The sequence below is a fragment of the Methanoregula sp. genome, assembly GCF_052325125.1.
Lineage (GTDB): Archaea > Halobacteriota > Methanomicrobia > Methanomicrobiales > Methanospirillaceae > Methanoregula.
In genome coordinates, this window is record NZ_JBKQWO010000009.1 from 1 (window position 1) to 10558 (window position 10558).

Here is a 10558-nt window from a genome sequence, read left to right on the forward strand (position 1 = left end):
TGAACTGGTTGAGCCCCGTGTTCTCGATGACAACCTGGAGATTGAGATCGTCCCCGGGCGAAAACTCGTTCGTCCCCGCAATGTGTGCTTCCAGGTCGGGGCTCCCGGCCATATACTGCGTCCCGGCGAGCACCGGGGTGATGGCAAGGGCTAACAGGACGATAGATACGAGGCACAGAAGCCGCAATGTGCTGATGCGGTGAGCCGAAGAACCTCTGCCAGCCCCGGCAGCCTCCCTCTTTACGGGAGATAGATATCCACGTATTTCACTCATGCAGATCCTCGAAAAGGTTGTAAGAAATCTAGTACAGGTTGAAATTCTTATCATATATATTCCGATCCCAATTACTATACATTGTCATCATATCCCTCATGGCTCTTGGGATAAAACCGCAATTTTTTCCTCTTTTTCTCCTGCGTGCGCGACATTTTTATCTCATGTTTCTGGTGAAGGTTTCCTTAAAATCAGCATTTATTCGAGAGTACGCCGGTAGGTCACTATTCCGAGGATGATCATTGCTGTTGAAAAGATCAATAGCGCTATGAGATCCATACCGATCACGTTGAGCCCCTGGTTCCTGAGGATGATGCTTCGCAGGGCATGGACACCGTAGTATTCGGGGTTGATTATGGTGATCCAGCGCAGCCAGCCCGGCATCCCGATGACCGGGTAAAAGGCACCCGAGGTCATGAAGAGAATGAGGTTAAAAAACGCGATAACCGATGAATATTCCTGCTGGGATGCGAAACGGGATGCAAAGGAGACAACAAGGCTCGTTACTCCGATACATGCGATAAGGATCACCAGCAGGACCAGCAGAAAGTCCTGAAAACTCTGGAGGGTGATGCCGGTGATGAGCAGGTCGATCCAGAAGATGGTGAATCCCGCAATGAATGCCCTTACTGTGCCGCTTGAGATGATCCCAAAGATGATACTTGAGCGTTTGACCGGCGTGACAAGATAGCCCTCGTGGATGCCGTTCTCCCGGTCCTTGATAAGCGCGATCCCGCCACCAAACATGGTGGAGGTAAATATGGCCATCATAATCACGCCCACGCCAAAGAACTGGAGATACTGGATATTCCCGTAGATCTTGTCGACAAGGATAGGGTTTCGTGCCCCAAGACCGAGCATAACCTGGTTTACTGCCGCTTCGATGATCGGGGGTGTTACGGAGTCAGAACTATCGACGTAGACACGGACCGCGTTGTCGTTTGAAACCGATGAGGGAAAGACAATCACTGCCGATAGTTTTCCATTATCCAGATCCTGTTTGGCCACATTTTCATCTGCATATACGGTAACATCCAGCAGTTTGTTGGCGAAATCGGTCTGGCTGATATGGTTGAGCTGGTATGCGGCGCTCGTAAAGAGCGGCGTATCGTTGTAGGGCGGGACCTCTTGTACAACGCCGACCGGGATATGGGTGAGGGTGCCTCCCATCGCGCTCCCGAAGATCACCAGGTACATGATGGGCATGATGAGCGTCATCATGATGATGAACGGGTTGCTCAAAAACTTCTTGAAGTCCCGTTTGAAGATTGCAAGGGCGCCCCGCAGCATGACGGGCATCAAGGTGGCTGCCTTCTGCCTGTACCGGGGGCATCGTTTCCATCACCGTTACCGTTGTCCAGCCCCTTGCCGGTCAGGTAGATGAAGATGTCTTCAAGCGAGGGGGATCGGATCGAGATTGAGATAATGGGAACCGCGTATTTATCGAATACGGCAAGGATGGCAGGAATCACCTGGCTGCCGTTAGTCGCCGATATAATTACCTTATGCTCGACTACCGACACCGCGTTGACGAGGTTGACGTTCCGGATCGCCTCTTCTGCCAGCGGGTCCATATGATCCACACCGATCTCGATGAGATCGCCAGCCGGTATCAGTTTCCTGAGGTTTTCCATGGTGTCAAGGGCGATCAGGCTCCCGCGCTCCACAAAAGCGATCCGGCCGCAGAGTTTTTCTGCCTCGTCCATGTAATGGGTGGTGAGAATGATGGTCGTATGCTCTTTGTTGAGCATCATGATCTGCTGCCACACCTCCCTGCGTGCCTCGGGATCGAGGCCGATGGTAGGCTCGTCGAGGAAAAGGATGAGCGGCCGGTGAATAAATGCGCGGACAATCTCGAGTTTGCGTTTCATGCCCCCTGAGAACGTGCCCACCGGCATGTAAGCACGGTCGGTGAGGCCGGCCATTTTCAGGAGTTCCATAATCCGGTCCGGGAGGATACTGTCAGGAACGTTTTCGAGTTTTCCGTAGAACTCGAGATTGTCGTACGCGGTCAGTTCGGAATCGCTGGTGTAGTTCTGCGCGCAGACACCGATGATTTCCCGGATCTTCTCGGGGTCTTTTGTAATGTCGTAGTTGTCGACGAATGCCTGCCCTGATGTCGGGGAGAGGAGAGTCGTAAGGATCCGGATGAGCGTGCTCTTTCCTGCGCCGTTTGCCCCGAGGAGCCCGAAAATTTCCCCGCGTTTCACTTCAAAGGAGACGTCGTTTACGGCGATCACGGTTTTTGTCTTGCTGGCAAAGACTTTGGAGAGGTGATTGATCCGGATAATCGCGGTTCCATTGCCCTGGTTTGCACCCTCTGATTCTGCCGGTGTCCTGCCGGGTAAAACACCTGCAGGTCCGTTTATGGTGCCGTCATGATTTTTACTCCCGGGTGCGGGAATATTTTCATGGCTGAACAGAGACATAATTGTCACTCCTGCCGGAGTTTTGAGAGGACCTGGTAGGTATTTTCCAGCGCTGTACACAGTTTTTCGATGTCGCTGTCATCGATGTCGGCCAGGCTCTCTTTGAGGTCCTGCTTTAACCATGATAACGATTGTTTGAGGTATATTTTACCTTTCTCTGTTATTGCAAGGTTGATCACCCGGCGATCAGCGGGATCGGGCCGGCGTTCCACCAGGCCGTCAGCAATCATCAGGTCGGCGAGCCTGGTCATGTATGGCCGGGAGATATACAGGCGGCTTCCGATTTCAGACATCGGCATTGAGTCGAATTTCATAAGCACCCCGAGTGTATGGTGTTGCGCCACTTGTATCCCGCTGACCGCATGCTTGTGTCGAATCACGTTCTTATAGTAGAGGGGAATGAGTGCAAGCAGGGCGTCAGCAGCGCGGTCCCGTATATCTTCTGCCATCTTGTTCTGAAAACAGTTTTGTTAATTAATAGTTTAATAAGTGAACTATTCCCTTAGTGAAGTATCTGCAAAAAAAATGGTCTGCCCTCATTCATCACCCTCTTGGTATAACGGCGATTTTTTCATCAGGGAAAAGGCAGTCGGAGTATCAGGTTGCGCGTTGGGGTAAATAACAGAAGTTACACGATGTCAGTTGCCACGAACAGGGAGGCGATCAGTACCACGCCGAATGCAGTGATCACCAGTCCGGCGAGACGATTGATCAGGTGCAGGCGCTCACTTGTCAGGTAGCTTCGCATGGAACCCAGCGTTCCGCAGAGGAAGACCCACCATCCCATTTCTCCGATGAACACTCCTGCCACGAAGATGGCCGGGGTGACCCACGTACTTCCGCTGATCACCACGCCGAAGCCCGGGATAATGATAGTGAAAAAAAGGATGGTAAGGGGGTTTGCCAGAGTGATGGCAAGCATCGTGGTATAATCGGCAAGATAGGACTCGTTTTCGGGTTTTGTGGTGACCTCTGGTGGCGCGGCAAAGACAATACGGAGACCTACTGCAATGAGGGCGAGCCCCCCGAACAGCCGGAAGAACCACTGGCGGGCGAGCAGGAAGTCCGATATAAGCGCAAGGCCAAACGCCGTCACCGCCGCATAGAAGGCATCGGCCGTTGCGATTCCAAAGCCGGAAGTAATGCCATGCAGGCGTCCGCAGGCAAGGGAGCGCTGGATGCACACAAAGGCGATCGGGCCGACGGGCGCGGCAAGCGCAATGCCGATGATAATTCCATGGATGAACAGTCCGGTCTCCACTTACACCCACCCTGCATACTGCCTGATGCCGATCGTGTGGTCCCGGCAGGGCCGGCATACCGGGCCTCTCTGAAAAGCGGATTCGCCCGGGCGCCGGATTTTTTGTCCCTGCATGGACACGCGTACCGTAATTTGTTGCATGTCCCGCATCATCAAGCTGTCACTTGTAGAATGCCGTTTTTTGCTGTGCCCCTTTTCCCGGACCCGTCGAAAAATAAAGTCGCCATTCCCGCGCAGCAACGTCAGTTCAGGAGAAAACGCCATGCAAGCCCGGTGATGCAGATTGCGGAACAGATGATCACGAGTAAAATATTGATCGATTTCTCGCGCCGGGTCATATCCGCCCAGCGTGCCCGCTGCTGTCTGATAAGGTACCCGATAAAGAGGCCGATTGCGGTACCGGCCATGAGACCGATGACCGTGACCATGCCTACGGATAAAAAATCAGTGTACATAGGATCTCTCCATCGTTGGTTTGCGCTGCCGGGATATAAATCACCTCACGGTGGATAAAAAACCGGGTGTTTTGCCATCCTCCACCACCGGTTCCGCAGAGGCGACAGGCACATGACCCGTGTAAGGTTTTATGGTGATCCGGAGGTAATATTAATCCATACCACGGGTTTTTCCCAAAAGGAGCGCGAGGTATGATTTCACTTCGTTTTTACCGCATTTATGATATCGGCCGGGAGATCGATATTGACTGGCTGGAAAAGTCGCTTGCCCGGAATTATTTTACGGCCCGCACCAGTTTTGTCCGTGTCAAGCCCAAATCCATCATGATAGAGTCGTCCCCGCTCCTGATCCGCATGCTGCCGATCACGGTGGAACGGGAGGGGCGCTCGTACGAGTTTTCCGCTGTAGCCCGTGTCTATGATATCGGTGTGATCAGCCTCTGTTTCATCTATGATGATGAGCAGGCGGATCACCGGGAACTGGAGGATATTGCGTTCCGGTTTGCCGGCCAGGAAGGGCTTTCGGATTTCTTCCTCCAGTATCTCAACACGCTGGGGGAGATCATCAAGCCGCATATCAGGAATTTTGCGATCGACCCGGACTTTTACGAGGATTACACGATCTACGTGACCGACCGGCGGGACGACACGATCGACCCGGTGCCGCTGCTGCTTGGGGACCGGACCTGTGTTTCTCCCCAGATCCGGGAGGATATCATAAAAAATTCCCTCAGTTACTCAAACGAGGATCTTGCGATTATTTCCTGGGACTCTGCCCTGTTGTGCGGCCCTGAGAGCCCGACCGATATCATCGATCTGATCGAGTTTGCAAACGTGCAGGTGCTCGAACTGCGGTACTATGACCGGGAGCTGACCCGTGAGATGGCGCGGATGTATGACGATATCGAGCATGCGGACCGGCTGTCCTGGTTTTCGCGGGGCGGCCAGTACCATGCGATCATGCGGCACCAGATGAAGATCTCCGCTGAGATCTCGGAAACGATCGAAAAGGTCGATAACCTGATCAAGGTGACCGAGGACGTCTACTATGCCCGCGTCTATGCGGCGGCACTCAAGATCCTGAGAAGCGGCCAGTGGAGCGAGAGCGTGAGCCGGAAGATCGATGTGATCCGGGAGAACTACTCGATGCTGTCCGACGAGGTCAGGATCCAGCACTCGAACTTCCTGGAATGGGTGGTGATCCTCCTCATCGCGTTTGAGATCATCGTGATGCTCTGGGAGCGCGTGTTTGCGGGATAAGTGCCCGGCACGCTTTTTCTTTTAAGAGGGGATGCGGGACCCGGGGTCCCTAAAAAACGGTTTATGAGAGGATGCAGGTTTCTGCATACCGCCGTGTCCCGGAAACCCAAATATATATCATAAAAAGAAGGCTGAAGATTCTCTATGGAACTCCAGAACGCCCTCTCCGGACGGGAGCAGAACCTCGTTCTCTTTATCCTCGCGCTCTCCACCTTCATGGCATCTCTCGATTCGACCATCGTGAACATCTCCCTCCCCGCGATCGCAGCATCGTTCGGGGTCTCCCTGTCCATGGTATCCTGGGTGGCCATGAGCTACCTGCTCGTCTTAAGCGGACTCCTCCTCGCCTTTGGGAAGCTCGGGGACATGAAAGGGTTCCGGAAGATCTTCATTGCGGGATTTGCCGTCTTTACCGTGGGATCGCTCCTCTGCGGCCTCTCGTTTTCCATCGGGTCCCTGATCGGCTCGCGGTTCATCCAGGGAATCGGTGCCGCGGCACTCGAAGCTATCGGCCCGGCCATGGTGGCGATCTACCTCCCCAGAGAGATCCGCGGCAAGGCCCTGGGTATTCTTGCCACCGTGATCTCCGTGGGAATTGCCGCCGGCCCGATCATTGGGGGTTTCCTCACCCAGTACGCCAGCTGGCACTGGATCTTCTTCATCAACGTCCCGATCGGGATCTGTGCCGTCATCCTGGGCATACGATGCATCCCCGTTGACCGGGTGCCTGCAAAGAGCGGGCCGTTCGATTACCCCGGCGCGATCATCTTCTTCTTTGCCCTTGCCGCGCTCCTCTGGCCGGTCGATGAGGGGCTGACGCTCGGCTGGACCTCCCCCGCCATACTCGGCAGCTTCGGCATATCGGCCGTACTGTGGGTTCTCTTCATTCTCCGGGAGACCCGCTGCCGGGACCCGCTCTGCGACTTCGCCCTGTTCCGGAACACCAGCTTCCTTGCCGCAAGCCTCGCCGCCGCGGCCATGATGCTCACGTTCGCCGGCGTCCAGTACCTCCTCCCCTTCTTTTTCGAAGGCGTGATGGGATTCGAGGCCTCTGTTGCCGGTCTCCTCCTCGCCATCCCGTCCGTTGCGCTCATGATCCTGGGCCCCATCTCGGGCGCCCTCTCCGACCGGATCGGGTCACGGGTGCTTGCGACGGGAGCGGCCGCATTTGCGTGCGTGACGTTCTTTATGATCAGCCTCTTTACGCAGCATACCAGCATCCTCTTTATTGCCGTCACCCTGCTCTGCGTCGGCATAGCTCTTGGGATCTTCTTCCCCCCCAACATGAACCAGATCCTCGGCCAGAGCAAAAAGGACGAAGAGGGCGTCGGTTCGAGTATCATGACGACGATGAAGAATGTCGGGGAAACCCTGGGGATCGCCCTGATGGGCACGATCGCCCTCTTCACGGTGGTGAACAGCGAGGGATTCGATCCGAAGACCCCGGTGGCGCAGATCCCGATGGAAATTATCGTGACGGGCTTTGCGGTCGCATTTATCGCGGCGGCCGTGATCTCGGTCGTCGCGGTGATCCTCTCGGCGATTGCAAAGGATGCTCCCCGGTAAAAAAGGTGCAGTCCTTAAAAAACGGTTTTTTCATGGGATCACGAAACGGAGAGCGGGGGGTGGTTTCCCCTGTTTTCCATAAATTTATAATGTTATAGTTCTATAAATCGTGGCATGGAAGCGCAGTACACCTCGATCTCCGTCTCGTTTGCCTCCAAACAGGAGCTGGACGAGATCAAGAAAGAGATCGGGGCAAAGACCTATGATAAGGCGGTCCAGTATCTCATAAAAAGCCGGAAAAAGGGCTTCCCTTCGACAGCGGGATGCGATCCGGATCTTCCGGCATTTACCCGGGATACCAGGGGCGATTCGCATCGCGTATCTTATTGATACCTGGACGTGGATCGAGTACTGGAAGGGCACCAGTAAGAAAGCGATAAAGATCATCGACGGGAGCCCGGAAGAGTTCTGCGTCTCCAGCATCACCATTGCCGAGATCGCGCAGATTTACCAGCAGCGGGATGTGAGCCTGATACCGGTGAGGACTGACGATGTTGCACAGCGGGCAACGGTCATTCCGGTGACCTTCGATATCGCCCGGCTCGCGGGCCAGCTGCGGAATACGGAGATCGAGGGCGGGATCGCGGATGCGATCATCCTTGCAACGGCACGGATCACATCGTCAAAGATCGTTACCGGGGACCAGCACTTCAGGAACCTGCCCGATGTCGTTTACCTGGGGAAATAACTCTTTTTTCCAATAATACTATAACGCTATAGCGCTATAATCCGGATCATGTCTGCGGATGCACAGAGACCAGCGACGACCACCATCCAGCTGATGGCAGATACCAAGGAGGAACTCAATGCCCTCAAGGAGTGCCATAACATGCACACCTACGACGAGGTAATAAAGTTCCTGATCAACACCCGGAAGACATCCGTAAAATCCCTGTTTGGGTGCACCCCTGAGATGCCACCCTTTGTACGGGAGGATGATGATTCCCATCGAGTACCTGGTGATTGATACCTGGGTCTGGATCGAGTATTTCCGGGGGTCCGACCCGGCAATGAAAGAGGTTATCGAAACCCCGGGGGACGTTGCATTACTGACATCCGCGATCACCATCACCGAGATCATACGGAAATATAATGGGTATCCCCGGAATCTCCTGGGGGAGATGCTCAGTCTGATCAATACGGTTGGCCGGGTGGTGAATGTCGATCAGGAGATCGCAACTGCTGCCGGCCACCTGAGAAACGACGGGTTCCCCGGCGGGACGGCTGACGCCATCATCCTTGCAACGGCCCGGCAGGTGAGCGGGAAGGTTATGACCGGCTATCTGCATTTCAGGGGATTGGACGATACGCTCTTTGTAGGATCCTGATATCCGCTTACGGTACAGGATTGTTCTCGGGCCTCTCATCAGGGCCCCATGAGGTGCCCGGCGGGGCAAGGGAATTTTCTGTGGTCCTTAAAAAAACGGTTTTTGGAGACCCGGGTTCCCGCAGAGCCCCGTATGCCTCAAAACGAAAGGGCAGGGGGGAGATTGCCCCTGTCCTTTGTTTTCATGCTTTCCTGTTCCCTTCTGATTCTTCCATGTGGTCGAGCACCCGGTCCCACATGACGAGGAGACCGGGGATGACCACGTAGGCGAGGAGCCCGGTGCCGAGGAATGCCCCGGTGAGGATGAGTTCGGTGTCCATCGCGCTCACCTCATGCGAGGGCCGTCTCGGTGTCGGCCCAGGTCTCGATCTTCGTCCGGATCGCATCGTCCGTGTAGGAGGCGATGATGAGCCGGTCGCGGCTGAAGTGGAGGTAGTATAACTCTCCGTTCGGGTCGTGGCACTTGAGGGTCACCGAGTAGGTTTCGCTGTCGGAGTCCCGTGCCGGGGTCCCGCCGTGTGCGGTGTTCAGGGAGCCTGCGGCGAGGATCGCAGCGATGCCGGCGTTGAACCCGGCGAGGCTGACGTACCGGTCGGAGATGTTCCCGACGACTTTGGCGTCGGTGTCCTGGTACACGATCTTCGCGGTATAGGCCTCTTTTGTCTTCTCCACACCTGCGTGTGTTTCACCTGCGGACATGTAGGATACACATCCGAAGGGGTTCGATACGATGACTGCCTGGACGATCGCGTTGAACGTCGTCGGGTCCGCAATCGGTTCTGTCAGGTTGCGGAAGGCGGTCTTAGTGGTTGTTCCATCCTGGAAATCTGCCATTTTTTTCACGTCCTTTCTTGTTCTTTCTTTTTTCTGCTGTCTCGGGGGCCCCTTTGACACATACCTGTGTGCAGGATGGGGTATTACGGGTAAGTGGGGGGTTGTAATCCGGGCACGGGTTATGGCCGGTTCCGGGATCCGGGGTGTTTGGCGTGCAAAAAGAGGAAATGGAAGATAAAACAAACAAAATTGTGATTGGAATAACAAAATATTGCATATTTATATGATGTGCAGATAATGATCAATCTAATGCGAAATCGAATTAAAACTATATTATCCGAACTTAATTTCGCAAGAGTAGAAGAAGATCTTTCTTTTGATAAACAAAACGCTCTTGAATTGTCGTATAATTTTATTGTGAATAGGATATGGAGAAGACATCGACAGAACATTGATTCGGAAAGCCGAATTAACAAAATATTTGATCTATTTTTAGTTTTTTTGACTCTGTGTATTATCACAACATGTGTACTTATTATCCCGTTGTACTTTGCACCAGATCCATTCTCGGCGAAAATAATGGATATAAGTCAACTATTCATTGTAATTCTTATTGCATCGATATGCTGGGGAGGAGAGGTCTATTTATCTCAAGAGTTTGGACACCTTATCCAAAAAAGAATTATTACGGAAGTTAAGGGAGCCAACAAAAATAATTTTTTAAAATCCTTCTTTAATGGAGTCTATTTTAAGAACACCTCTGGGCGGGGGTTTCGATTGTATTTGCGTTCCGTTATTTTATTTTTTCTTATAGTCGCTACAGAATGGGTACAATTACACCAGTCATATCCCGGTCAAGTCGTTCTAGCCTCATTTAATCTTTTATTCTTTAATCACAATTTTTTATATTTCCCAATTTTTACGTATTCACTGATTTCTCAGTTAATTGTCTGTTTAACCGCTTTTATCATCTTTTTTGCGGCATTCACTGTAATCCTCATTTTTTTGTTCCTTTTTGGTGTGGGTTTATTTTGGCCACTAAAAATTAATCCTTTCGTGGATATGGGAAATACAGGTGAATATGGAAAAATTTGCTCTGTAGAAAACCTTCACCCGGAGAAATTGTAGAAATCTGTGAATGTTACAGACGATCATTTTGTTAGCGATTTCTTTCGTCTGAATCAGGAATCTTCGAGATTTGAGATCACCGCT

14 protein-coding genes and 1 pseudogene are annotated in these 10558 nt (G+C 52.9%); 7 read left to right on the forward strand and 8 right to left on the reverse strand.

Annotated features, from left to right (window positions below; all coding sequences use genetic code 11):
* From ACLQMU_RS02150 to ACLQMU_RS02175, 6 genes and pseudogenes are all read right to left on the reverse strand, one after another.
* Window positions 1-274, reverse strand: a pseudogene (locus ACLQMU_RS02150) (hypothetical protein); the annotation flags it as partial.
* 198 nt (window positions 275-472) lie between these two features.
* Window positions 473-1573: an ABC transporter permease gene (locus tag ACLQMU_RS02155; RefSeq protein ID WP_424039816.1), complete on the reverse strand. Its 1101-nt coding sequence runs from the start codon at window positions 1571-1573 to the stop codon at window positions 473-475.
* Window positions 1573-2703: an ABC transporter ATP-binding protein gene (locus tag ACLQMU_RS02160; protein WP_424039815.1), complete on the reverse strand. Its 1131-nt coding sequence runs from the start codon at window positions 2701-2703 to the stop codon at window positions 1573-1575. Before ACLQMU_RS02160 ends, ACLQMU_RS02155 begins: the two co-directional genes overlap by 1 nt.
* 5 nt (window positions 2704-2708) lie before the next feature.
* Window positions 2709-3152, reverse strand: a complete 444-nt coding sequence (locus tag ACLQMU_RS02165) for a MarR family winged helix-turn-helix transcriptional regulator (RefSeq protein ID WP_424039813.1) — start codon at window positions 3150-3152, stop codon at window positions 2709-2711.
* A gap of 179 nt (window positions 3153-3331) precedes the next feature.
* The gene (locus ACLQMU_RS02170; protein WP_422150017.1) at window positions 3332-3964 is read right to left on the reverse strand and encodes a LysE family translocator; all 633 of its coding nucleotides are present in this window, start codon (window positions 3962-3964) and stop codon (window positions 3332-3334) included.
* A 242-nt stretch (window positions 3965-4206) separates the two neighbouring features.
* Window positions 4207-4419, reverse strand: a complete 213-nt coding sequence (locus ACLQMU_RS02175; protein ID WP_422150016.1) for a hypothetical protein — start codon at window positions 4417-4419, stop codon at window positions 4207-4209.
* 192 nt (window positions 4420-4611) lie between these two features.
* On the opposite strand from ACLQMU_RS02175, the gene ACLQMU_RS02180 reads away from it, so the two are divergent.
* The 6 genes from ACLQMU_RS02180 (at window position 4612) to ACLQMU_RS02205 (ending at window position 8573) form a co-directional block, all read left to right on the forward strand.
* Window positions 4612-5679 carry a hypothetical protein gene (locus ACLQMU_RS02180; RefSeq protein ID WP_424039811.1) on the forward strand — a complete coding sequence of 356 codons (1068 nt, stop codon included), beginning with the start codon at window positions 4612-4614 and terminating at the stop codon, window positions 5677-5679.
* Window positions 5680-5823: 144 nt separating this feature from the next.
* Window positions 5824-7245 (forward strand): DHA2 family efflux MFS transporter permease subunit, encoded by a 1422-nt coding sequence (locus tag ACLQMU_RS02185; protein ID WP_424039809.1) that lies wholly within the window; start codon window positions 5824-5826, stop codon window positions 7243-7245.
* 114 nt (window positions 7246-7359) lie between these two features.
* Entirely contained in the window at window positions 7360-7575 is a 216-nt protein-coding gene (locus ACLQMU_RS02190; RefSeq protein WP_422148633.1) for a hypothetical protein, read from the forward strand.
* Window positions 7576-7621: 46 nt separating this feature from the next.
* Window positions 7622-7933, forward strand: a complete 312-nt coding sequence (locus ACLQMU_RS02195; RefSeq protein WP_443673514.1) for a PIN domain-containing protein — start codon at window positions 7622-7624, stop codon at window positions 7931-7933.
* Window positions 7934-7981: 48 nt separating this feature from the next.
* Entirely contained in the window at window positions 7982-8212 is a 231-nt protein-coding gene (locus ACLQMU_RS02200) for a hypothetical protein (protein WP_422148632.1), read from the forward strand.
* Window positions 8181-8573 (forward strand): PIN domain-containing protein, encoded by a 393-nt coding sequence (locus tag ACLQMU_RS02205; protein WP_422148631.1) that lies wholly within the window; start codon window positions 8181-8183, stop codon window positions 8571-8573. Before ACLQMU_RS02200 ends, ACLQMU_RS02205 begins: the two co-directional genes overlap by 32 nt.
* A gap of 181 nt (window positions 8574-8754) precedes the next feature.
* Here the strand turns inward: ACLQMU_RS02205 and ACLQMU_RS02210 are convergent, their stop codons facing one another.
* Window positions 8755-8892: a hypothetical protein gene (locus tag ACLQMU_RS02210; protein WP_422148630.1), complete on the reverse strand. Its 138-nt coding sequence runs from the start codon at window positions 8890-8892 to the stop codon at window positions 8755-8757.
* Window positions 8893-8902: 10 nt separating this feature from the next.
* Complete coding sequence (locus ACLQMU_RS02215) at window positions 8903-9406, reverse strand: hypothetical protein (RefSeq protein WP_422148629.1); 504 nt, start codon at window positions 9404-9406, stop codon at window positions 8903-8905.
* A gap of 237 nt (window positions 9407-9643) precedes the next feature.
* On the opposite strand from ACLQMU_RS02215, the gene ACLQMU_RS02220 reads away from it, so the two are divergent.
* The gene (locus tag ACLQMU_RS02220; RefSeq protein WP_443673513.1) at window positions 9644-10474 is read left to right on the forward strand and encodes a hypothetical protein; all 831 of its coding nucleotides are present in this window, start codon (window positions 9644-9646) and stop codon (window positions 10472-10474) included.
* Window positions 10475-10558: the final 84 nt, after the last annotated feature.

Coding starts and splice junctions, on each gene's coding strand:
- ACLQMU_RS02155 (WP_424039816.1), bottom strand. CDS start 1,573: ATGCCCGTCATGCTGCGGGGCGCCCTTGCAATCTTCAAACGGGACTTC.
- ACLQMU_RS02160 (WP_424039815.1), bottom strand. CDS start 2,703: ATGTCTCTGTTCAGCCATGAAAATATTCCCGCACCCGGGAGTAAAAAT.
- ACLQMU_RS02165 (WP_424039813.1), bottom strand. CDS start 3,152: ATGGCAGAAGATATACGGGACCGCGCTGCTGACGCCCTGCTTGCACTC.
- ACLQMU_RS02175 (WP_422150016.1), bottom strand. CDS start 4,419: ATGTACACTGATTTTTTATCCGTAGGCATGGTCACGGTCATCGGTCTC.
- ACLQMU_RS02180 (WP_424039811.1), top strand. CDS start 4,612: ATGATTTCACTTCGTTTTTACCGCATTTATGATATCGGCCGGGAGATC.
- ACLQMU_RS02185 (WP_424039809.1), top strand. CDS start 5,824: ATGGAACTCCAGAACGCCCTCTCCGGACGGGAGCAGAACCTCGTTCTC.
- ACLQMU_RS02190 (WP_422148633.1), top strand. CDS start 7,360: ATGGAAGCGCAGTACACCTCGATCTCCGTCTCGTTTGCCTCCAAACAG.
- ACLQMU_RS02200 (WP_422148632.1), top strand. CDS start 7,982: ATGTCTGCGGATGCACAGAGACCAGCGACGACCACCATCCAGCTGATG.
- ACLQMU_RS02205 (WP_422148631.1), top strand. CDS start 8,181: ATGATGATTCCCATCGAGTACCTGGTGATTGATACCTGGGTCTGGATC.
- ACLQMU_RS02210 (WP_422148630.1), bottom strand. CDS start 8,892: ATGGACACCGAACTCATCCTCACCGGGGCATTCCTCGGCACCGGGCTC.
- ACLQMU_RS02215 (WP_422148629.1), bottom strand. CDS start 9,406: ATGGCAGATTTCCAGGATGGAACAACCACTAAGACCGCCTTCCGCAAC.
- ACLQMU_RS02220 (WP_443673513.1), top strand. CDS start 9,644: ATGATCAATCTAATGCGAAATCGAATTAAAACTATATTATCCGAACTT.